The sequence below is a fragment of the Aquibium microcysteis genome (assembly GCF_014495845.1).
Taxonomy (GTDB): domain Bacteria; phylum Pseudomonadota; class Alphaproteobacteria; order Rhizobiales; family Rhizobiaceae; genus Aquibium; species Aquibium microcysteis.
The window spans coordinates 2,933,350-2,953,572 of record NZ_CP061080.1 but is presented as its reverse complement, the minus strand read 5'-3'; the positions used below and the strand labels follow the sequence as shown (position 1 = coordinate 2,953,572).

The 20,223-nt window shown below is 68.1% G+C and carries 19 protein-coding genes and 1 tRNA gene; 13 read left to right on the top strand and 7 right to left on the bottom strand.

Annotated elements, in window-relative coordinates; all coding sequences use genetic code 11:
- Window positions 1–54: 54 nt before the first annotated feature.
- The gene (locus tag IAI54_RS13625) at window positions 55–1,353 is read right to left on the bottom strand and encodes a flavin-dependent oxidoreductase (protein WP_187972853.1); all 1,299 of its coding nucleotides are present in this window, start codon (window positions 1,351–1,353) and stop codon (window positions 55–57) included.
- Window positions 1,354–2,009: 656 nt separating this feature from the next.
- On the opposite strand from IAI54_RS13625, the gene IAI54_RS13620 reads away from it, so the two are divergent.
- The 3 genes from IAI54_RS13620 (at window position 2,010) to IAI54_RS13610 (ending at window position 5,253) form a co-directional block, all read left to right on the top strand.
- A tRNA-Gln gene (locus tag IAI54_RS13620) sits at window positions 2,010–2,083 on the top strand.
- 909 nt (window positions 2,084–2,992) lie between these two features.
- Window positions 2,993–3,940: an alpha/beta hydrolase gene (locus IAI54_RS13615; protein ID WP_187972852.1), complete on the top strand. Its 948-nt coding sequence runs from the start codon at window positions 2,993–2,995 to the stop codon at window positions 3,938–3,940.
- Window positions 3,941–3,942: 2 nt separating this feature from the next.
- Window positions 3,943–5,253: an NAD(P)/FAD-dependent oxidoreductase gene (locus tag IAI54_RS13610; protein ID WP_187972851.1), complete on the top strand. Its 1,311-nt coding sequence runs from the start codon at window positions 3,943–3,945 to the stop codon at window positions 5,251–5,253.
- 7 nt (window positions 5,254–5,260) lie between these two features.
- On the opposite strand, the gene IAI54_RS13605 is transcribed toward IAI54_RS13610, so the two are convergent.
- Window positions 5,261–5,893 (bottom strand): TetR/AcrR family transcriptional regulator, encoded by a 633-nt coding sequence (locus IAI54_RS13605; RefSeq protein ID WP_187972850.1) that lies wholly within the window; start codon window positions 5,891–5,893, stop codon window positions 5,261–5,263.
- Between the two features lie 387 nt (window positions 5,894–6,280).
- Between IAI54_RS13605 and IAI54_RS13600 the strand changes: the two genes are divergently transcribed.
- The 6 genes from IAI54_RS13600 to IAI54_RS13575 are packed head-to-tail and all read left to right on the top strand — an operon-like array spanning window position 6,281 to window position 12,715.
- Window positions 6,281–7,354 carry an ABC transporter ATP-binding protein gene (locus tag IAI54_RS13600; RefSeq protein WP_187972849.1) on the top strand — a complete coding sequence of 358 codons (1,074 nt, stop codon included), beginning with the start codon at window positions 6,281–6,283 and terminating at the stop codon, window positions 7,352–7,354.
- A gap of 40 nt (window positions 7,355–7,394) precedes the next feature.
- On the top strand, window positions 7,395–8,468 hold the full coding sequence (locus IAI54_RS13595; RefSeq protein ID WP_187972848.1) for an extracellular solute-binding protein: 1,074 nt from the start codon (window positions 7,395–7,397) through the stop codon (window positions 8,466–8,468).
- A 27-nt stretch (window positions 8,469–8,495) separates the two neighbouring features.
- Window positions 8,496–9,326, top strand: a complete 831-nt coding sequence (locus IAI54_RS13590) for an ABC transporter permease (RefSeq protein WP_187972847.1) — start codon at window positions 8,496–8,498, stop codon at window positions 9,324–9,326.
- 9 nt (window positions 9,327–9,335) lie between these two features.
- The gene (locus IAI54_RS13585; RefSeq protein ID WP_187972846.1) at window positions 9,336–10,130 is read left to right on the top strand and encodes an ABC transporter permease; all 795 of its coding nucleotides are present in this window, start codon (window positions 9,336–9,338) and stop codon (window positions 10,128–10,130) included.
- Window positions 10,131–10,159: 29 nt separating this feature from the next.
- The gene (locus tag IAI54_RS13580) at window positions 10,160–11,602 is read left to right on the top strand and encodes an aldehyde dehydrogenase family protein (protein WP_420838282.1); all 1,443 of its coding nucleotides are present in this window, start codon (window positions 10,160–10,162) and stop codon (window positions 11,600–11,602) included.
- A gap of 42 nt (window positions 11,603–11,644) precedes the next feature.
- On the top strand, window positions 11,645–12,715 hold the full coding sequence (locus IAI54_RS13575; RefSeq protein ID WP_187972844.1) for an alcohol dehydrogenase catalytic domain-containing protein: 1,071 nt from the start codon (window positions 11,645–11,647) through the stop codon (window positions 12,713–12,715).
- 347 nt (window positions 12,716–13,062) lie between these two features.
- Here IAI54_RS13575 and IAI54_RS13570 read toward each other — a convergent pair whose 3' ends face one another.
- The gene (locus IAI54_RS13570; protein ID WP_187972843.1) at window positions 13,063–13,971 is read right to left on the bottom strand and encodes a LysR family transcriptional regulator; all 909 of its coding nucleotides are present in this window, start codon (window positions 13,969–13,971) and stop codon (window positions 13,063–13,065) included.
- Between the two features lie 124 nt (window positions 13,972–14,095).
- Between IAI54_RS13570 and IAI54_RS13565 the strand changes: the two genes are divergently transcribed.
- Window positions 14,096–14,425, top strand: a complete 330-nt coding sequence (locus IAI54_RS13565) for a nuclear transport factor 2 family protein (protein ID WP_187972842.1) — start codon at window positions 14,096–14,098, stop codon at window positions 14,423–14,425.
- Complete coding sequence (locus IAI54_RS13560) at window positions 14,422–15,204, top strand: SDR family oxidoreductase (protein WP_187972841.1); 783 nt, start codon at window positions 14,422–14,424, stop codon at window positions 15,202–15,204. Before IAI54_RS13565 ends, IAI54_RS13560 begins: the two co-directional genes overlap by 4 nt.
- Before the next feature lie 31 nt (window positions 15,205–15,235).
- On the opposite strand, the gene IAI54_RS13555 is transcribed toward IAI54_RS13560, so the two are convergent.
- A complete protein-coding gene (locus tag IAI54_RS13555; protein ID WP_187972840.1) occupies window positions 15,236–15,700 on the bottom strand; it encodes a MarR family winged helix-turn-helix transcriptional regulator in 465 nt (154 codons plus the stop codon).
- Window positions 15,701–15,841: 141 nt separating this feature from the next.
- On the opposite strand from IAI54_RS13555, the gene IAI54_RS13550 reads away from it, so the two are divergent.
- Together IAI54_RS13550 and IAI54_RS13545 are read left to right on the top strand one after the other, a co-directional pair.
- A complete protein-coding gene (locus tag IAI54_RS13550; protein WP_187972839.1) occupies window positions 15,842–16,669 on the top strand; it encodes an alpha/beta fold hydrolase in 828 nt (275 codons plus the stop codon).
- A 71-nt stretch (window positions 16,670–16,740) separates the two neighbouring features.
- Window positions 16,741–17,571, top strand: coding sequence for an alpha/beta fold hydrolase (locus IAI54_RS13545; RefSeq protein ID WP_187972838.1), 831 nt, complete (start codon window positions 16,741–16,743; stop codon window positions 17,569–17,571).
- Window positions 17,572–17,609: 38 nt separating this feature from the next.
- Here the strand turns inward: IAI54_RS13545 and IAI54_RS13540 are convergent, their stop codons facing one another.
- Genes IAI54_RS13540 through IAI54_RS13530 form a run of 3 tightly spaced genes read right to left on the bottom strand, consistent with a single transcriptional unit; the run spans window position 17,610 to window position 20,192 of the window.
- Complete coding sequence (locus IAI54_RS13540) at window positions 17,610–18,362, bottom strand: ABC transporter permease (protein ID WP_187972837.1); 753 nt, start codon at window positions 18,360–18,362, stop codon at window positions 17,610–17,612.
- The gene (locus IAI54_RS13535; protein ID WP_187972836.1) at window positions 18,359–19,132 is read right to left on the bottom strand and encodes an ABC transporter ATP-binding protein; all 774 of its coding nucleotides are present in this window, start codon (window positions 19,130–19,132) and stop codon (window positions 18,359–18,361) included. Before IAI54_RS13535 ends, IAI54_RS13540 begins: the two co-directional genes overlap by 4 nt.
- A gap of 4 nt (window positions 19,133–19,136) precedes the next feature.
- The gene (locus IAI54_RS13530) at window positions 19,137–20,192 is read right to left on the bottom strand and encodes an ABC transporter substrate-binding protein (protein ID WP_187972835.1); all 1,056 of its coding nucleotides are present in this window, start codon (window positions 20,190–20,192) and stop codon (window positions 19,137–19,139) included.
- Window positions 20,193–20,223 lie beyond the last annotated feature (31 nt).

Sequence of the window (20,223 nt, the reverse complement as noted above, 5' to 3'; positions counted from 1 at the left end):
TCCTGGCGATTTCTGGCTCGAGCTGCAGGGAAGCGGGCATTCTTCCGCAGCCTCTCAGGCCGACGCCGTCTCCTTCACCCGCGCGCCGGGCGCGATGGTGGGCGGTGCGGCGTTGAGCTTCTCGATGGCGAAGCCGGCGGCGGCCTTGTAGCCGGCCATGAAGGCGGCGCGCTCCTCGGCGGGAATGACGTCGTCGATGTTGTCGAAGGCGCCGCCGCAGCGTTCGTCGACGAGGTTGAGCAGGCCGAAGGGGCCGGCGCCGCGGTTGCGCAGGATGACGGCCGAGATCGGCCCGCAGAGCCTATCGTCATAGGCGGCGAGCGCCCTTTCCGTCACGCCGTGCTCGACCAGGCAGGCACCGAGCACGCGCGCGTCGACGATCGCCTGGCTCGCGCCGTTCGAGCCGGTCGGATACATGGCGTGCGCGGCATCGCCCATCAGCGCCACCGCGCCGTCGCGCCAGGTCGGCACGGGGTCGCGGTCGATCATCGGATATTCGAAGACGTCGGTCGCCCCCGACAGCATTGCGGGCACGTCGAGCCAGTCCCAGGTCCAGCCGTCGAAATGGTGGACGAAGTCCTCGAGCGCCACGCGCTTGTTCCAGTCGCCGCCCTGCCAGCCTTTCGAGGCGTCCTGTGTCACCTCGGCGATCCAGTTGATCACCGACAGGCCGGTCTTCGGGTCGGGATGCGAGATCGGGTAGAAGACGACGCGGTGCCGGTGCGTGCCGAGGCCGACGAAGGAGGCACCGGAGCGGATCGGCTTGCCGAGGCTCGTGCCACGCCACATCACCGCGCCGCCCCAGTGGATCGGCGGCTGGGCCGGATGCATCTGCGCGCGCACCGCGGAGTGGATGCCGTCGGCGCCGACGAGCAGCGCGCCGGTCTCCTCGTTCGTCGACCCGTCCGAATGCTGAACGACGGCGGTGACCCCGCCGCCGGGCTCGTTGCGATATCCGGTGACGCGGCTGTCGAGCCGCACCGCATCGGCGCCGAGGCGTTCCACCACCGTCTCGAACAGCAGCATCTGCAGGCGTCCGCGATGCACGGCATATTGCGGCCAGGCATAGCCGGCCTCGAGACCGCGCGGCTCGGAATAGACGTCGTTGCCGTTCAGCCCCACCAGCGCCCATTCGCGCGCCGGCAGGCCGACGCGGTCGAGTTCGGCCGTGCCGATGCCGAGGTCTTCCAGTTCGCGCACCGCGTTGGGCTGGATGTTGATGCCGACACCGAGCGGCTTCAGCGCCTTCACGCTCTCGAAGACGATGCAGCGCACGCCGATCTGGTGCAGCGTCAGCGCGGTCGCAAGCCCGCCGATGCCGCCGCCGGCGATCAGGACGACTGGTCCGGACATTCCTTCCCCCATGATGTGCTGGCCGGGGCTTTAAGCAAGAAAGCCGCGCAAGGCAACGGCGGTGGGGAGGAGGACGGGCGTATCCGGGACGGCGCTCTGCGAAGCCGGGTGTGCCGGCGGGGCGTCGGGCAGGGCGGGCGTGGTGGCATATCGGCGCGGGCAGGGGATGGACCGGCGTGCGAGCGTCGGGCAGGTGCGCCGCCTTCCGCGGAAAGCTGTCGGGGCTTCAACATGCACCCCGCGCAAGGCAACGGCGGCGGGGGCTTTTCCGGCAGGCGCCCCGCGAGGCCTTGGCGTGCAGGCAGGGCCTCGGGCAGGACGTCCGCGCGCCGCAGCGGCGCGGGCAGGGGCGGCGCCTTCGCCCCGAGCCGCACGCCGCGATGCCTGGGGCACGATGTGTCGGGGAGCGCCGTGCCGCAGGTGGGCGCGCGGTCGCGGCGAGCCCGTTCCGGAAGAAGCCTGTCGGGATGGGCCGCCGCGGTCGCGCGCGCCTGCCCGCCGCCGCCGTCCACACGCCCGGCACCCCTGCGTGTTTTTCCACCGCTGCGGGCTTGATCGCGCCCGACAATGTGTTAAGTAGCGCCCCATCAGCGCTGGCGCGGCGCCCGGATTACCGTCCGCACGCCCATGCCGCATGTGCGGCAGCGTCACACTGGTGGGGAATAGGTTAACGGTAGACCCACGGACTCTGACTCCGTTAGTCCTGGTTCGAATCCAGGTTCCCCAGCCAACCTCCCCTGCTTCTGAAACAGAGAGTTCTTCGTGCTGTGCTCGCGGTGCTCGCCGGCGCCTGAATCTGCCGGACCAGTCGCAGCGAGGAACAGGCCAGAATCGACGGGCCGAGGCTTGCCCGTCTGCGCTCTCCCCGACCACTCTGCTCGTGGGCTGTCTCGCGTCCCGCAGATCCCGAAGGAGCCTTGGGCGTCGCCAGATGGTGATCGAGCACCTCACCGAGAAGGACACCATGGACCCGGCCTGCTCTGCGAGAGCCCCTTCATCGACGAGGCTCCGGAAGGGCTGCAGCAGGTGTTCGACGTCGGGCGGACGGAGCGGCTGGTCGAGGTGATCCGGGGCTTCAGCCGGAGCGCAGAACGGCCGGCGGAGGCTGTGTGAGCGGCCACGCCTTGTCCCGCGAGCGGGGGCGGCTTCCCGGCACCACGGCAGCCTTGCGTCGACGAGCTTCGCCGGCGCGACGCGTCGACGCCGGCACGCTCTTCCGGTCGCTCGACGGTCCGTTCTCGCCGCCCGTCCAGCGGAAGACTGGTCGCGCAGCCACCCCGTCGGCGGCGACGGGCCGGTGCCGGCAGCGCGTGGTGACGTCGTCGCGAGGGCGGATCGCGGCGAGGTCGCCATCGCGCGGTCGATCGTCGGGCATCCGGGTCGCGCCGGTCCGCCCGGCCTGCGCGTCGCTCCGACGCCACCCTGCTCGTCGCGATGGACGGGCGATTTTTCCGAGGGAGAGCCGCCGTCGAACATCCCCGCGCCACCATCGCCTCGACCCGACGCGCGACGGCGGCTTCCGGTCGTTCGGGAGCCGCGGGGTTCGAAAAAAACTCGATTGCAATATGTAATTTTATCGGAGTAAAAGATTTGTATGGGTTCTTGCTTCCCTCCGGGGTGCACGCACAGGAGATGCCGCATGGCCGGTGACGACGATCGGAGATTCCCCCTTCATCCGGACATGATGGTTCTGGTGAATGCGCGCCGTCCGACGCCGCCCGGTCAGAGCGTGCAGGCCCAGCGCGAAAGCTGGAATGCCTATGCGGCCCGACTGGCCGAGCCACATCCCGACACGCTCGACGTCACGGACTCCACCGTGCCGGGCATGGAGGGGGACGTGCCGGTCCGCATCTACCGCCCGAAAGCGGCAGCCGCAGTGACGCCCTGCATGATCTACCTGCATGGAGGCGGCTACATGCTCGGCGATCTCGACAGTTCGGATTCGATCGCCTGGGGTTTCGCGGTGGAGACCGGCGCGACGGTGATCAGCGTCGACTATCGCCTGACGCCCGAACACCCCTGGCCGGCCGGCTTCGACGATTGCTGGTCGGTGCTGGTCTGGGCGGCGGAACAGGGAGCATCGATTGGCATCGACCCCGACCGCCTCGTGGTCGGGGGCGACAGTGCGGGCGGGCGTTTCGCCGCCTCCCTCTGCCAGAAGGCGAAGCTCGCGGGCGGTCCGAAGATCCGCGCCCAGGCCGTGATCTACGCCAATGCGGGGCCGATCCCCGATGCGGGATCGATGGTGGACTTCGCGACGGGTTTCGGTCTGACCGCAGCCCGCACCACGGAGTTCGGCGAGCTTCTGTTTCCAGGCGGCCCGTGGCTCGACGATCCCGTCGCCTTCCCCGTGCTGGCCGACGATCTGACGGGCCTTCCACCCACCCTGGTCCACATGGCGGAATACGACCCGATCCGCGACGCGGGGCGGGCCTATGCCGCCAGACTGGTTCTTGCCGGAAACGACGTCACCGTGCGGACCGCGCGGGGGATGATCCATGGCTTCATGCGGGCACGTTTCACGGGAGCGCAGGCGGCAGCCGAATTCAGGTTCATCTGCGACTTCCTCGCCCGCCACATGGTCTAGCCATGCTGATCGATCGCGTCAGGACGCGAGGCGGGCAGGCCTGTCCGGACAGCCTCTATGCCCATCAGCTGGTCCCGCCGCCGCGAGTCCCGCTGGACGACGATCTGCAGGTCGACGTCGCCGTCGTCGGTGCAGGCTTCACGGGCCTGTCGGCCGCCCTGGCTCTGGCCGGCACGGGCATCGACTGCGCGGTGCTCGAAGCCAATGCGCCGGGGTGGGGTGCGTCCGGCCGCAATGGAGGCCAGATCAATCCCGGGCTGAAGCATGCGCCGACAAGAGTGCGGGCGGATCTGGGCGAACGCGCGATGCGGATGTCGCAGAACGCTGCGGATACGGTGTTCGAACTCGTCGAAGAGCATGGCATTTCCTGCGACATCCGCAGGGGCGGCACGATTCGCGCGGCGGTCGATCGGGGCACTTTGGCCGATCTGCATGCTCTCGCGCGCGATGCGCGGGCAGAGGGCGTGGACTATCGGATGCTCTCGCGCGAGGAAGCCGCCGCCGTGACCGGAAGCACGCGCTACACCGGTGGGCTTCGCGATCCGAAGGGCGGCCAGCTCAACCCGCTGAAATATGTTCTCGGGATCGCTGCCGCAGCCGAGCGTGCCGGCGCGCGGATCTACTGCGACACCCCCGTTCACGGTATCGGGGAGAGCGGCGGTCGCTGGACGCTTTCGACGCCGCAGGGCACCGTCGTCGCCCGGGCGGTCATGATCGCCACCAATGGATACTCCGGACCCCTGGTGCCCCGGCTCGCCCGTTCGCTGCTTCCGGTCTACAGCGCCATCCTTGCGTCGAAGCCTTTGCCGCCGGCCCTGCGCGCGTGCATCGCGGCGGGCGGGGAATCGGTCTTCGAGGCGGGCGCGATCACCACCTATTATCGGGTCGACAGCGCAGGGAGACTGATCTTCGGCGGTCGAGGCGCGATGGCGGACCGGAGCGGTCCCGGCGCATTCCCCTCGCTCGCCGCGCAGGCCGAAAGGCTCTGGCCGGGAATAGGGGCGGTCGGCTGGGAATATGGCTGGAACGGGCGGCTCGCCCTGACTGCCGATCACTACCCGCACGTGCATCGGCTGGGGCCGGCGGGCTTCGCCTGTCTCGGCTACAATGGTCGCGGCGTCGCCATGGCCACGGTGATGGGACAGGAAGTGGCCCGGATGCTGGCCTCGACGCTGAGCGGCGCGGCGCATGTGCCGGCCTTTCCCGTCAGCCCGATCCGGCCGATCGCGTTGCAGCCCGCATGGCCGATGGGCGTCGCCCCATCGCTCGCTCTGGCGAAGGCGCGGCAGTGGTTGCGCGACCGGCGCGTCTGACGCGGTCCTAGCTGCGGAGAAAGCCGCGCCAGACCAGTTCGACCTGCAGGCGAAGCCGCGCGTGCATGTCCTCGATGCTCATGTCCTCGATGATCATGTAGAGGCGGAAACAGTCGCGGGTGATGGCGTTCAGCAGCTGCGCGGCCGTCAGCGCATCGACGTCGCGATCGACGTGGCCGCGCAGTTGCATCTGCCGGAGGAGCCGCTCGAGCTTGCGCGTGAAGATCGACTGGGCCTCGATATAGGCTGCGCGGCGTTCGTCCTGTGCTTCGAGCGCGGCGGCCGAGATCATGCGCCAGACGTTCTTCTGACGGTAGTCGAAGCCGTCCTGCAGATCGATGCGGACGAATTCGCATATGACGTCGATCGGATCGCCCCTGGGGTCTTCGATGATGCGGTCGAGGGCCTCGTCCATCATCTCCTTGCTGATCTCGAGAAGCCCGAGGAGGATGTCGCTCTTCGATCGGAAGTAATTGTAGATCGTCGGCGGCGAGACTTCTGCCAGGCCCGCGATATCCTCCATCGTCGTTTCCGCGAAGCCCTTCGCGGTGAACAGATCGGCGGCGGCGAAAACGATCGCCCTGTGTCGGCGCAGCCGCTGCCGGTCGCGCAGTCCCAGATTTGCGCCCGCCTTTTCCATGTCGTCTCCAAACCTCGTCATCGGCTGCCAGGCTCTCGCTAAGGGCAAGCGCTAAGGCCCGCACCTGGCCTCGCTGCGGAATCGGTCGATCGCGAAATCCGTGCACTCGCGAGCCACGGACGGCCGCCTGACACAGGGACCTCCGTGGAACAGCCTGCGGTCGACCGACGGCACAACCTGTATAGGACCTAAGTTCTTTATTCCAATGAAATGAGCGCCGGCGCGCCCAATCCCCACACGGGCCGCGGACGGGCTGAACCGGCGACCGGCGCAAAAACTTTATCGCATTAAAAAATATTGCCGCAACAAAATATTTGACCTTGACTAACGGATGGGCGCGGTTAGGCTGACCGGAGAAGCGCAGAAAGCGAGAAAGCCGGCCTCCGCATGCCCTTGGGTCAAGTCCAGGTAGAAGCCGCCGTCAAACGATACGGCAACGTCGAGGCTGTTCGAGGCGTCGACCTGCATATTCTCGGTGGAGAGTTTCTCACGCTGCTCGGTCCGTCGGGCTGCGGCAAGACCACCATCCTGCGGATGGTCGCGGGTTTCGAGGACCCCACGTCGGGGCGGATCCTGATCGACGGGCGCGACGTCACCAGGGTGCCGACCTACCGGCGTCCGATCGGCATGGTGATGCAGAACCTCGCGCTGTTCCCGCACATGGACGTCAGCGAGAACGTGATGTTCGGCCTTCTGCTTCGCAAGGAGGACCGCGCCGCCGCACGGCGCAAGGCTGGGGATGCGCTCGCGATGGTCGGCCTGGCCGGCTACGAGGAGAGGCTGATTCACCAGCTGTCGGGCGGGCAGAAGCAGCGCGTCGCACTCGCCCGGTCCCTGGTCACGCAGCCGTCCGTCCTTCTGCTCGACGAGCCGCTCTCTGCTCTCGACCTGAAGCTTCGCCAGCAGATGCAGGAGGAGCTCAAGCGCATCCAGAAGCAGGTCGGCACCACATTCATCTTCGTTACGCACGACCAGGAAGAGGCGATGAGCATGTCCGATCGGATCGCCGTGGTGAACCACGGACTGATCGAGCAACTCGGGTCGCCCCGGGATGTCTACGACACGCCCGCTTCGCTCTTCGTCGCCAACTTCGTCGGTGAGACGAACGTCTTTCCCGGTCGGGTCAGCGACGCGAGCGGCGGGACGGCCCGGGTGAGCATCGATGAGGTGGGGCAGGTGGTCACTGCCCGCGGCGCCGGCTTCCAGTCCGGCGACAGGGTCGACGTGATGTTCCGTCCGGATTACCTGCACCTCGCTCGTCCCGGCGCTGCCGACGGCCTTGTCGGGACCGTGACCGATCGAACGTTCATAGGCAGCGGAACGCGCTACCTCGTTTCTGCGGCCGGGCGCGACGTCAAGGTCCGCACCCGGCACGGCCCGCAGGAGCCCGGGTTCGCCCCGGGAGAGGCCGTGCAGATCACCTTCGAGGACGGCGGCTGCGTTGCGCTGCCCGCTGCCTGATCGCCACCACCACTCTACAACACCCAATGAGGGGCCTTTCGTGACCGACAAGCTGATACTGAACCGCCGTCATCTGATCGCCACGGGTGCCGCCGCTCTCGCGGCGCCGTTCGTCATCGGCCGGCAGTCCTATGCCCAGGGCAAGGGCGAAATCATCCAGTGCAACTTCGGCGGCGGCGTGGCCAACGCCTTCCGCAAGGCCTATGGCGAACTCTTCACCCAGGAGACCGGCATCCCGTTCAAGATCGTCGAGGTGCCCTCCACCGAGACGGCCGTGATGTCGAACGCGTCGGCGCCGATCTACAATTCGTCCTATCACTCCTATTCCGGGGCGATGAAGCTCAACAAGATGGGCGTGACCGAGACGCTCAAGCTCGCGGACTTCCCGGCGCTCAGGGACGTGCCGAAGAACATGCTGCCGATGCTGGATGACGAGCACATCTCCGGCATCCCCATCCAGTTCATCTTCTATGGTCTCTGCTACAATACCGACTTCTCGAAGAAGGAGGACTTCACCTCGTGGAAGGCACTGGCCGACCCGAAGTGGAAGGGGCAGGTGACGGTGACCAAGCCGGTCTTCGCCTCGCTCTATGACGTGCCTTGGTACGCCCACATGCTCACCGGCGACCAGAAGCAGCTGGAGACCGGGATCCAGCAGTACAAGGCCGTCTCCGACAATGCCCTGACGGCCTACACCTCCATGGCGCAGAACCAGCAGTTGCTCCAGCGCGGCGATGCCGTCGCCTCCGCCTACTACTCCAGCCAGGTCTGGACGCTGAAGGAGGAGGGCGCCACCAACGTCGAGGTCAACATCCCGCAGGAAGGGGCCCTCATGATCCCCTACGTGTTCGTGATCCCGAAGAACGCTCCGCATATGGAAGCCGCTTTCGAGTTCGCGCGTTTCGCGGGCACCGCGGCTCCGCAGGAGCGGAACTTCGCGGCATCGGGCTACATCCCGCTGAACACGACCGCGAAGATCGACGAGGACCTCCTCGTGCAGCGCCTCGGCTACTCGCGCGAAGAGATCGTCGCCAAGACCTTCAATCCCGACTGGGCCTACATCGAGTCCACCCGCGAAGATCTCATCAAGAAGATCGAAGCGGCCCTGGGCTGAGCGGCGGGAACAACGCGAGGATTCCTCATGAGCTTTGGTAGGGCCTCCCTGCTGCTGCTGCTGCCCTGTATCGGCTTGCTGATCGGCCTGCTGACCGGTGTCGGCACGCTGGTGCAGCAGGCCTTCACCGGGGTGGAGGGATCCTCCGTCGCGAACGTGGCGGACTTCCTGGGCAGGCCCGAGGCCATGCGGGTCTTCTGGTATACCCACCGCATCGCGCTCGAAGTGACGGCGATCTGTCTCCTCATCGCCTATCCGCTCGCCGTGTTCATGGCACTGCGGCCGAAGGTGATCTACCTCGTGCTGATCCTGATGCCGTTGATGGTGTCGATCGTGGTGCGCACCTATGGCTGGGTGGTGATCCTGGGGCCGCGTGGCCTCGTCAACACCGCGCTCAGGGCGGCCGGGATCATCGACAGGCCTCTGCCGCTGATGTTCAACGACGGGGGCGTGATCGTGGGACTCGTCCACATCTTCATCCCCTTTGCGGTCCTGGCGATCCTCGCGGTCTACGTGAAGATCGAGAAGACCCTGCTCGAGGCCGCGATGGTGCTTGGGGCTTCGCCGCTGAAAGTGTTCCTTCGCGTGGTTCTGCCGCTGTCGCTTCCCGGCGTCGCCACCGCGGCCAGCATCGTCTACCTTCTCTCCCTGGGCGCCATCGTCACGCCGCTCCTGCTCGGCGGGCAGCAGCAGAACATGCTGGGAACGATGATCTACAACCAGATGCTGGTCTACTACAATTTCCCCGCGGCTTCGGCTGCGGCGATCCTTCTGACCGGCTCGGCGGCGATCGCCGTCATCCCCTTCCAGCTGGTCGATCGGTGGGCCACGCGGAAACTGCCGAGCCGGCGGACCTGAGGACGCTCGATGAAACCCGCACAAGCCGTGCTCACCGCCTTCGCCGCCGCGGCATTCGCTTTCATCCTGGCGCCTATCCTGGTCGTGGTCGTCGCCTCCGTCACGCCGCGGGGATATCTCGAGTTCCCGCCGCAGGGTCTGTCGCTGCGGTGGTATGTCGAGGTGCTGACCTCCTGGGCCTGGGGCCGCGCCTTCCTCGTCAGCGTCGCGCTGGCCACCGTGGCCGCCACGGCGACGACCTTCGTGTGTTTCCTCGCCGCCCTCGTCACGACGCGTCGCAGGGTTCCGGGCAAGAACCTGCTCGAGTTCCTGATCCAGCTGCCGCTCCTGCTGCCGCACGCGGCCCTGGCCATGGCTCTGTTCTCGCTCATCCTCGTTCTCGGCCTGCGGGGCAGCTTCCCAGGGCTTGCCGTCGCCCACCTCATCCTGGTCATGCCGTTCGTCTACGCTCCGATCGTGAACGGACTGCGCCAGCACGACCTCTCGGTCGAGGAGGCTGCGGCGACGCTCGGGGCCGATCCGATCACCGTCTTCCGCAAGATCACGCTGCCGATGATCCGGCCGGCGCTCGTCAGCGCATTCCTCTTCAGCTTCATCGTCTCGTTCGACGAAGTAACGGTCTCGGTCTTCCTGATCGGGGTCGACATGACCACGCTTCCCGTCAAGATCCTCTCCGACATCCAGGCCTCGGCCAGCCCGGCCATCGCCGCCGTCTCGACCCTCCTGATGGGGCTCACGCTGGCGATGGTCTACATCATCAACCGGCTCATCGGCATCCGTCTCTTCGTCGAGAACCGCGCCTGAGAGCCAACCTCAGCCTAGCATCTTCGAGAATGAACATGATCGAGCGTCGCCAGTTCTACATCGATGGCGCCTGGGTGGATCCCGTCGACGGCCGGGACGTCCAGGTGATCGACCCTTGCACCGAAATGCCCTGTGCGGTCATATCGATGGCGGGACCCGCGGATGTCGACCGGGCCGTGGCTGCCGCCAAGGCGGCGCTGCCTGCATGGATGGTCACGCCTCCTGGCGAGCGCATCGCTGCCGTGGAGCGGTTTCTAAGGGCCTACGAGGCTCGGATCGAGGACGTGGCCCGAGCGGTGTCCCTGGAAATGGGCGCGCCGATCGATCTGGCGCGCCGCGCTCAAGCTCCTCTCGCGATCAAGCATATCAAGGGGTTTCTTGCGGCCGCGCGCGATTTCGCATTCGAAGCGCCGCTCTCTCCGCAGGATGACGGGACCCGTATCATCCACGAGGCGGCCGGGGTCTGTGCACTGATCACCCCGTGGAACTGGCCTCTGAACCAGATCTCGCTGAAGACGATCGCCGCCCTGCTCGCGGGCTGCACGATGGTGCTCAAGCCCTCGGAGGAGAGTCCCCTCAGCGCACTGCTCTGGGCCGAATGCATCGACGCGGCGGGGCTCCCAAAAGGGGTCTTCAACCTCATCAACGGTGACGGTGCAGGGGCGGGGACGATGCTCAGCCGCCATCCGGACGTGGACATGGTCAGCTTCACCGGCTCGACCCGTGCGGGCATCGCGATATCCAAGGCGGCTGCGGACACGCTGAAGCGCGTTCACCTCGAACTGGGCGGCAAGGGTGCCAATCTGATCTTCGCCGACGCCGAGCCGGGCGCCGTCGAGCGCGGTGTCCGCCAGATGATGAACAACACCGGCCAGTCCTGCAATGCGCCGAGCCGCATGCTGGTGCAGAGAGACGTGTATCCAGAAGCCGTCCGGATCGCGGCAGAGGTCGCCGGACGCCTCACGGTGGGGCCGTCGTCAGCCGAGGGCCCACATCTCGGTCCCGTCGTGAATCGCGCCCAGTGGAACAGGATCCAGGGTCTCATTCGCACCGGAATCGCCGAGGGTGCCCGTCTCGTCGCCGGTGGGGTCGGCCTGCCGGACGACGTCGAGAAGGGCTACTACGTGCGGCCCACCGTCTTCGCCGATGCGAACAACGCCATGACGATCGCGCGCGAGGAGATATTCGGTCCCGTTCTGACGATCATTCCCTTCGATACCGAGGAGGAGGCGATCGCCATCGCCAACGACACGTCCTTCGGCCTTTCGAACTATGTCCAGACGGCAGATCCCGACCGCGCCCGGCGCGTCGCCCGGGCCCTGCGCTCCGGCATGGTGGAACTGAACGGCACCCCCCGAGGCCCCGGCGCGCCCTTCGGCGGCATGAAGCAGTCGGGCAACGGTCGCGAGGCCGGTGTCTGGGGGCTGCAGGATTTCCTGGAGGTGAAGGCGGTCGGCGGCTGGAGCGCCTGAGCCTTCGCATCCGTCTCATTCTTTCTGCAAGGACACTGAACCATGAAAGCCTGGCTCAACCATGACCACGGCGCTGCCCTGCGTTGCGAGGAGGTGCCTGACCCCGATCCCGGCTCCGAAGGGCTGGTCATCCAGGTCAGCCATTGCGGTCTGTGCCATTCCGACCTCCACCGCTGGCGCGGCATATCCAACATGGGCAGCCGCGGCGTCGTTCAGCGCCCCCGCCCCGAGAACCCGGTGGCGATGGGCCATGAGATCGTCGGCGAGATCGTCGGCATGGGCACGGCCGTAACCGGGCGCAGGCTCGGCGAGAAGGTCATCGTCTATCCCTGGTTCGGCTGCGGCAGGTGCAGGGCCTGCCTGTCCGGGGCGGACAACATGTGCCGCGAGCCCACGCGCAGCCTGGGCTTCGGGAACCACGGCGGCTTCGCCGAGCGGGTCGCGGTTCCGCATGAACGCTATGCCGTGCCTCTCGGGGACCTGTCGCCCGAACAGGCGGCTCCACTGGCATGCGCCGGGCTGACCGTCCGCTGCGCCATCCGCAAGATCGAGCCTTTCGACCCGACCGAGGCGATCGTCACGATCGGGACGGGCGGGGTCGGCCTGACCGCCATTTCGGTGCTGCATGCGCTCGGCCATCGCAATGTCATCGCGCTGGATCGGGATCCGAGCCGGGCCGCCGTCGCCGTCGCCGCCGGCGCAGCGCGGTTCATCGCAACACCGGAAGGCACGACGTCGGCAGACCTTATCGAGGCGCTCGGCGGAAAGGTCGACACCGTCCTCGATTTCGTCAACAGTTCGCAAACCGCGACGCTCGCCTTCGATCTTCTCGGGAAAGGCGGGCAAATGGTCCAGGTCGGACTCTACGGCGGCGAGTTGAGTGTGCCACTGCCGCTCATCACGGGTGCGTCACTCACGGTTCGTGGAAGCATCACCGGCACGCTCGACGACCTGCGCGACGTGGTCCGCATGGCGCGGAACGGACAGCTTCCCGCGATCCCTGTTTCCGTGCTTCCGAAGAGCGCGTTGAACGATGCCATTCATCGCCTTGAGAACGGGCAGGTCAAGGGCCGCATCGTGCTGGTCGCCGAGGGCGGGGACCTGGCGGCCTGACCGATCCCTGGGCGTTTCGGGCACTATCCGGAGGTTCCCGTCGACGCAGGTCCGCTCGCAGCGCAGACCGCCTTTCGGACAGCATGACCGCCTCAGGCTCGCTCGGCGTCGCAACCTGCCGGACGGGTAGCTGCAGCGAACGGAACGCATGGGCTGATCGAGCGCAGGAGGCGTCGGCGCCGACGGCTCCCTCCCGGCGCCGCAGGCACCGGGCCGGGTTCAGCACGTCTTCGTCATCCGCCTGCGCCGTCCTTCGACGCCGTTTCGGGCTTCGATGACTGCACCGACCGCTGCGGCTTCTCCGCCGCGCCCCTGTCCGCCAGGGCCAGGTCCGGGATTTCTCATCCTCATCCCCCCGCCGCCACCCGCCCCAGCCCGCGCGCCATGTCGATGAAGGCCCTGAACGCGGCGGAGGGGTTTTTGCGGCCGGGATAGTAGAGGCAGAGGGGGGCTGAGGGGGGCGTCCAGTCGTGGAGGACGCGTTCCAGCCGACCCGCCGCGAGGTCGTCGCGGATGTCGGCCTCCATGAAGAAGCCGATGCCGGTCCCGTCGAGGACGGCGATGCGGGCGAGCGACGATTCGTCGAGGGTGATCGGGCCGTCGACGTCGATCTGGACCGGATCGCCGTCCTTCTCGAAGTGCCAGCGGTAGAGCGCGCCGTTCGGCAGGCGGATGCGGATGCAGGGATGGCCAGGAAGATCCGACGGCACGCGCGGCCGGCCATGGGCTTCGAAGTAGGAGGGCGTGGCGACGACGGCGAAGCGGCGCGGGGCGCCGACGGGGAGCGCGATCATGTCGCTCGGCACGAGGTCGGCGCCGCGCAGCCCCAGGTCGAAGCCCTCGGCCACGATGTCGACGATCCGGCCCTCCGTGACGAGATCGACATGCACCTGCGGGTGCCGCCGCAGGAATTCGAGAATGAGCGGCGCCAGCACCTCGCGCGCCCCGCTCGCGAAGGCGTTGATGCGCAGCGTGCCCGACGGCGTGTCCTGCTGTGACCGCACCGCCGCCATGGCGTCCTTGATGTCGCGAAGCGCCGGGGTGACGCGATCGACGAAGATGCGTCCGGCATCGGTGAGCGAGACGCTGCGCGTGGTGCGGTTGAACAGCCGCACGCCGAGCTGCCGCTCGGTCCGCGCGATCAGGTTGCTCAGCGCCGTCGTCGAGAGCCCGAGTTCGAGTGCGGCCGCCCGGAACGATCCCCGCGCCGCGATGGCGAGAACGGCTTGCAGCTCGACGAGGCCGTGGCTTGGCATTGTCCCTGATTCCGCAATGTTACATCCGGCTTTGTCCCCGTTATCGCGACGAAGGTCCAGCCTTATGTTGCGTCCATCGACGGCCGTGCATGGCGCCGGCCGCTGCAAGAGACGGAGACGACGGATGAACATCGAACTCCCCGGGCCGATCGCGGCCTATTTCGTAGCGGACCGAAGCCGCGACGCCGATGCCGTGGCCGCCTGCTTCGGCGACGACGGCGTCGTGACGGACGAACGCCGGACACACTCCGGCCGGGAGGCGATCCGCCGCTGGAAGGCCGAAGCGTCGGCGGCCTTCGCCTACACGGTCGAACCCTTCGCGCTGTCGCAGGACGATGGCCGCTCCGTGGTGACGGGCCGGGTCGCGGGTGATTTCCCGGGCAGTCCGGTCGATCTCCGCTACGTCTTCACGCTCGACGGCGACCGCATCGCCGCGCTGGAGATCGTGCCATGATCCCCTTCCTTTCGCTCGAAGGCAGGCGGGCGCTCGTCACGTCCGGCACGCGCGGTGCGGGCGCCGCCACGGTACGGCTGTTCGCCGAGCTCGGGGCCGAGGTGCTGACCAGCGCACGCAGCCGGCCGGAGACGCTCGACGACGGCGTCGGCTTCGTCGCTGCGGATCTGACCTCGGCCGAAGGCTGCGCGACACTCGCGGGAGCGGTGCAGGAGCGCTGGGGCGGCGTCGACGTCGTCGTCCACATGCTCGGCGGCTCGTCGGCGCCGGCCGGAGGGTTCGCCGCGCTCGGCGACGACGAATGGCGCAGGGAACTCGATCTCAACCTGATGCCCGCCGTGCGGCTCGATCGCGCCCTGGTGCCCGGCATGGTGGCGCGGGGGGGCGGCGTGGTCGTCCACGTCACCTCGATCCAGCGCGCCCTGCCGCTGCCCGAGGCGACGACGGCCTATGCGGCGGCGAAGGCGGCGCTCTCCACCTACAGCAAGGCGCTGTCGAAGGAGGTGTCGCCGAAGGGTGTCCGCGTCGTCCGCGTCTCGCCGGGATGGATCGAGACGGAGGCGGCGGTGCATCTGGCCGAACGTGTCGGCGCGGAGGCCGGTGCGGGCGTCGAGGAGGGGAAGCGGCGGATCATGGCGGCGCTGGGCGGAATCCCGATCGGCCGGCCGTCGAGCCCCGCGGAAGTCGCCGCGCTGATCGCCTTCCTCGCCTCCGATCGCGCCGCCAGCATCACGGGGACGGAATTCGTGATCGACGGCGGCACGATCCCGACTGCCTAGAGACCTCGGAACCGGTCGGTCGGCTTTCGGCTCAGCCCGACACGCTCCAGTCGCCGGTCCGGGAATAGATGGCGTCGCGCAGCCGGCGCAGCTCGCCGGCCATCGCGTTCAGCTGCGCGGGCGCCTGCCCGGACGTTTCGATCAGGGCGTCGGCGAGGCAGCCCGCGCGCGAACGCAGGTCGCGGCCGGCATCGGTCAGGGCCACGACCACCTGCCGCTCGTTGTCGGGATTGCGCGCGCGGCGCAGGAGGCCGCCGGCCTCCAGCCGCTTGAGCAGGGGCGTCAGCGTGCTCGACTCCAGCGCCAGGGTATCGGCGATCCGGCCGACGGTCTGGGAGTCCTCGCGCCACAGGACGTTGAGCACGAGATACTGCGGATAGGTCAGCCCCAGTCCGTCGAGCAGCGGCTTGTAGAGGCGCTGGACGGCCATTCCGGCTGAGTAGATGGCGTAGCAGAGCTGCTCGTCGAGCGGCAGCGGCGGGTTGGGCTTGGGCATCGGGACCTCCGTCGGCGTCTCCGTAGCGCATCCGATCGCAAAAAGGAATATCGCGATAAGATTCCGGCTGGACAAGGATCGCAGCCGCTGCTACACGATAGTTATCGCAATAAACGTTATCGCAAAAGAAAGGAAGGCACCATGTCCACCACCAGCATCCTCGCAGCGACGGCCGCGGCCGTTGCCCTGGCCGCCGCCTCCGCCGAGGCCGCCGACCGGATCCCCGACACGCAGCAGATCCGCAACGTCGTCCTCGTCCACGGCGCCTTCGCCGACGGCTCCGGCTGGCGCGGCGTCTACGACCGGCTGACCGCCCGCGGCTACAGGGTCACCATCGTGCAGAATCCGCTCACCTCGCTCGCAGACGACGTCGCGGCGACGAAGCGGGCGCTCGACCGCCAGGACGGGCCGGCCGTCCTGGTCGGCCACAGCTGGGGCGGGACGGTGATCACCGAGGCGGGCGTCCACCCGCAGGTCCGCAGCCTCGTCTATGTCTCCGCGCTGTCGCCGGACGCGGGCGAGACCACCGCCCAGCAGTATGACGGCTTCACCACCCCGCCCGAATTCGTGCTCGACATCGGCGCCGACGGCTTCGGCTTCATCCGGCCGGACGCCTTCGCGGCGGGGTTCGCGGCCGACGCCGGCGCGGCCGATGCGGCCTTCCTGCGGGATTCGCAGGTGCCGATCGCCATGGCCTCCTTCGCCACGACGCTGACCAACGCCGCCTGGCGGCAGAAGCCCAGCTGGGCGGTGATCGCCACCGACGACAAGGCCTTCGACCAGAAGATGCTGCACGGCATGGCTGAGAAGATCGGCGCGAGGGTCACCGAAGTCGCGGCCAGCCACGCCGTCTTCATGACCCAGCCCGACGTCGTGGCCGGCGTCATCGACGAGGCCGCCCGGGGCGCCGAAGACGCCGCCCGGGGCGCCGAAGACGCCGCCCGGGGCACCGGCGCCGCCGCCCGGTAGGACCGCGCCCGCGGCCGCCACGGCATTCCTTCCAACGCATGACGACCGCTCACAACAAAGGAGACATGAGCATGGCGACGATCAGGACTTCCGACGGCACGACCATCTTCTACAAGGACTGGGGTCCGAAGGACGCGCAGCCCGTGGTGTTCCATCATGGCTGGCCGCTGTCGGGCGACGACTGGGACAACCAGATGCTGTTCTTCCTCGGCGAGGGCTACCGCGTCGTCGCGCATGACCGGCGCGGTCATGGCCGGTCGGACCAGACCGACACCGGCAACGACATGGACACCTATGCCGCCGACGTGGCCGATCTCGCCCGGGCGCTCGATCTGAGGAACGCGATCCACATCGGCCATTCCACCGGCGGCGGCGAGGTCGCCCGCTACGCCGCCCGGGCAGAGGCGGGCCGGGTCGCGAAGGCCGTGCTGATCGGCGCGGTGCCGCCGGTGATGGCGAGGACGCCGTCCAACCCCGACGGCATCCCGCTCGATGTCTTCGACGGCTTCCGCTCGGCGCTGGTTGCCAACCGGGCGCAGTTCTTCCGCGACATCCCGTCCGGCCCCTTCTACGGCTTCAACCGCGAGGGCGCCAAGGTCAGCCAGGGCCTGATCGACAACTGGTGGCGCCAGGGCATGGCGGGCGGCGCCAAGGCCCATTATGACTGCATAACGGCCTTTTCGGAAACCGACTTCACCGAGGACCTGAAGGCCATCACCGTGCCCGTCCTGGTGATCCACGGCGAGGACGACCAGATCGTGCCGATCGCCAACTCGGCCCACAAGGCCGTGCGGCTGCTGAAGAACGGCACGCTGAAGACCTATCCGAGCCTGTCGCACGGGCTGTTCGCGACGCATCCGGAGGTCGTCAATCCCGACCTCCTGGCCTTCGCGCGGGGCTGACGGCCGCCCGCCGTGCGGGAACCGGGGGCCTCGCCGCTCTACGGTTCCCGCAGAAGCATCTTCTCCGCCGCCACCACGACGGCGAAGATGCCGATGGCGAGCAGCGAGGAGAGCACGATCGCGGCGTACAGGCGGTCCGACTGGTAGTTGAAGGTCGCCTGGATGATCAGTGCGCCGAGGCCCTTGTCGGAGCCGATCCACTCGCCGACGATCGCGCCGATGACGGCGGTGGCCGAGCTGATGCGCAGCGAGGAGAACAGCAGCGGCAGCGAGCGCGGCAGGCGCAGGCGCCAGAACACCTCCCAGCGGCTGGCCGAGAGCATGCGGAACAGCTCGTGCTCGCTGGGGCCGGCCGAATCGAGGCCGCGGATCATGTTGATCAGCGTCGGGAAGAAGCAGATCACCGCGGCGATGACGATCTTGGGCGTCATGCCGAGCCCGAAAATCAGGATGATGATGGGCGAGAGCGCCAGGATCGGGATGGTGTTGAAGAACAGCACGACGGGAAAATAGGCGGCCTGCAGGACCCGGCTGTGGACGAAGACGACCGCGAGCAGGATCGCGGCGAGATTGCCGATCAGGAAGCCGGCGCCGGCCTCGATCGCGGTCGGCCAGAAATGGCCCGACAGAAGCGCCGCGTCGCGCCCCAGCACGGCAAAGACGGCGGTGGGCGTCGGCACGATGTAGGCGGGCACGCCGGCCAGCGGCAGCAGATACTGCCAGGCGAGGATGAGGGACGCGGCGCCGGCGAAGGGCAGTACCGTGCGGGCAAGCGGCGGGAGCGGTGTCATGATGCCTCCGCCAGCGCCGCGCGCAGGTCGGCCATCGCGGCGACCAGGGCAGGGTGCTCGCGCGTGCAGCGGTTCTGCGGCTGCTTGATCGGTTTCAGGTCGCGGTCGAGGAGGATGCGTCCGGGATTGGCGGCGAGCACGAGGACGCGCTCGCCCAGATAGGCTGCCTCGGCGATGGAGTGGGTGACGAAGAGGATGGTCGTGCCGGTCCGCCGCCACAGGTTCAGCAGTTCGTCGTTCAGCCGGTCGCGCGTGATCTCGTCGAGCGCCCCGAACGGTTCGTCCATGAGAAGCAGCTTCGGCTCGCCCATCAGCGCCCGTGCGATGGCGACGCGCTGGCGCTGCCCGCCGGACAGCTGGTTGGGATAGCGCCCGCCGAAGCCGGCGAGGCCCATCAGGTCGAGAAGTGCCTCGCTCCGGTCGGCGATCGCCCGCGTCAGGCTCGCGCGCCCGACCTGGAGCGGCAGGCAGACGTTCTGCCGGACCGTGCGCCAGGGCAGAAGCGTGGAATCCTGGAAGACGAAGGCGACCTCGCGCCGGCTGCGCACCGCGGCCGCGGTTGCGCCGAGAACCTCGACGGTTCCGGCGAGCGGCGGCAGGAGGTCCGCCACGACGCGCAGCAGGGTCGACTTGCCGCAGCCCGAGGGGCCGAGGATCGACAGGAAGGAGCCGGCCTCGACGGTGAGATCGAGGCCGGTGATGACGGTGACGGGTTCCCCGGCCGTCGGATAGCCGACGTCGAGACCGACTGCCCGGACGGCCGGCTGCATCGGCTCAGGCGCCGGGGGCAGCGAGCTTCGGCCGGCTGTCGGCCGTCAGGTCGAGGATCTTCGTCGTGTAGACGTCCTCCGTCTTCGGGCGGCCGTTCGGATACTGCCCGACCGTGTCGAGCAGCGTCAGCTGGCCGTCGAGCGATTCGGGGCTGAACGTGCCCCAGCCGCCGGCGGCGGTGTTCTCGTCGAAGGAGAGCTTCAGGATCAGGTCGATGGTCTTCTCTTCCCAACCGAGATCCATCTCCGGATAGGCTTCGACCATCGTCTTGACCGCTTCCTGCGGGTTGGCGTGCACGAAGCCCCAGCCCCTGGCGACCGCGCCGATGAACTTCGCCAGCGTCTCGGCGTCGCCGTCGACCGCGCCGTCCGTGGCGAAATAGACGTTGGCGTAGGAGTCCAGACCGAGGTCGCGGACGAGGAGGTCGATGCGGTCCTCGCCGACGACCGACAGGGCCTGGGTGTTGGTGATCCAGCCGCCGATGGCATCCACCTCGCCGCGCACCAGCGGGCCCTTGTCGAAGCCGACGTTGACGACGTTCACGTCGGCCGGCGCGATGCCGTTCTTCGCCAGGATGGCATCCATCAGGAAGCGGGCGGTCGGCTGGATGCCGATCGTCTTGCCCTTCAGGTCGGCCACGCCGTTGATCGGCTTGCCGGGCTTCGACGTCAGCGCGTAGGGGCCGGTGCGGAAGCCGCAGGCGATGATGCGCACGGGCACGCCGCCGGCGCGGGCGGCGAAGAGCTGCGGCGTCTCGGAGAACTGGCCGAGTTCCGCCGAGCCCGAGATCACCGGCGGCACGGTGGCGGAGTTCGGGCCGCCCGGGCTGAACGTGACCTCGAAGCCGGCCTCCTCGAAATAGCCGTTCTTCATGGCGGCGATGTCGCCGATCTGGCCGTTCGACATCAGCCAGTCATACTGGATGACGAGCTCGGCGGCGGCCCGCGCCGAGGTCGCGGAAAGGAGCTGGATGCCCGGCGCGAAGGCGAGCAGGCCTGCCGCCGCGCCGGTCTTGAAGAGGGTTCTGCGGTCGATGCGGTGGTTCGGATATCCTGTCATGATCGTTCCCCTTGTCATTGTGGTTTCGTTT

What these genes read in the sequence shown, in the direction of transcription:
- IAI54_RS13555 (WP_187972840.1), bottom strand. Translation starts at nt 15,700, where the DNA reads ATGCCCAAGCCCAACCCGCCGCTGCCGCTCGACGAGCAGCTCTGCTAC.
- IAI54_RS13545 (WP_187972838.1), top strand. Translation starts at nt 16,741, where the DNA reads ATGGCGACGATCAGGACTTCCGACGGCACGACCATCTTCTACAAGGAC.
- IAI54_RS13615 (WP_187972852.1), top strand. Translation starts at nt 2,993, where the DNA reads ATGGCCGGTGACGACGATCGGAGATTCCCCCTTCATCCGGACATGATG.
- IAI54_RS13610 (WP_187972851.1), top strand. Translation starts at nt 3,943, where the DNA reads ATGCTGATCGATCGCGTCAGGACGCGAGGCGGGCAGGCCTGTCCGGAC.
- IAI54_RS13600 (WP_187972849.1), top strand. Translation starts at nt 6,281, where the DNA reads ATGCCCTTGGGTCAAGTCCAGGTAGAAGCCGCCGTCAAACGATACGGC.
- IAI54_RS13590 (WP_187972847.1), top strand. Translation starts at nt 8,496, where the DNA reads ATGAGCTTTGGTAGGGCCTCCCTGCTGCTGCTGCTGCCCTGTATCGGC.
- IAI54_RS13575 (WP_187972844.1), top strand. Translation starts at nt 11,645, where the DNA reads ATGAAAGCCTGGCTCAACCATGACCACGGCGCTGCCCTGCGTTGCGAG.
- IAI54_RS13625 (WP_187972853.1), bottom strand. Translation starts at nt 1,353, where the DNA reads ATGTCCGGACCAGTCGTCCTGATCGCCGGCGGCGGCATCGGCGGGCTT.
- IAI54_RS13585 (WP_187972846.1), top strand. Translation starts at nt 9,336, where the DNA reads ATGAAACCCGCACAAGCCGTGCTCACCGCCTTCGCCGCCGCGGCATTC.
- IAI54_RS13550 (WP_187972839.1), top strand. Translation starts at nt 15,842, where the DNA reads ATGTCCACCACCAGCATCCTCGCAGCGACGGCCGCGGCCGTTGCCCTG.
- IAI54_RS13535 (WP_187972836.1), bottom strand. Translation starts at nt 19,132, where the DNA reads ATGCAGCCGGCCGTCCGGGCAGTCGGTCTCGACGTCGGCTATCCGACG.
- IAI54_RS13560 (WP_187972841.1), top strand. Translation starts at nt 14,422, where the DNA reads ATGATCCCCTTCCTTTCGCTCGAAGGCAGGCGGGCGCTCGTCACGTCC.
- IAI54_RS13580 (WP_420838282.1), top strand. Translation starts at nt 10,160, where the DNA reads ATGAACATGATCGAGCGTCGCCAGTTCTACATCGATGGCGCCTGGGTG.
- IAI54_RS13530 (WP_187972835.1), bottom strand. Translation starts at nt 20,192, where the DNA reads ATGACAGGATATCCGAACCACCGCATCGACCGCAGAACCCTCTTCAAG.
- IAI54_RS13605 (WP_187972850.1), bottom strand. Translation starts at nt 5,893, where the DNA reads ATGGAAAAGGCGGGCGCAAATCTGGGACTGCGCGACCGGCAGCGGCTG.
- IAI54_RS13565 (WP_187972842.1), top strand. Translation starts at nt 14,096, where the DNA reads ATGAACATCGAACTCCCCGGGCCGATCGCGGCCTATTTCGTAGCGGAC.
- IAI54_RS13540 (WP_187972837.1), bottom strand. Translation starts at nt 18,362, where the DNA reads ATGACACCGCTCCCGCCGCTTGCCCGCACGGTACTGCCCTTCGCCGGC.
- IAI54_RS13570 (WP_187972843.1), bottom strand. Translation starts at nt 13,971, where the DNA reads ATGCCAAGCCACGGCCTCGTCGAGCTGCAAGCCGTTCTCGCCATCGCG.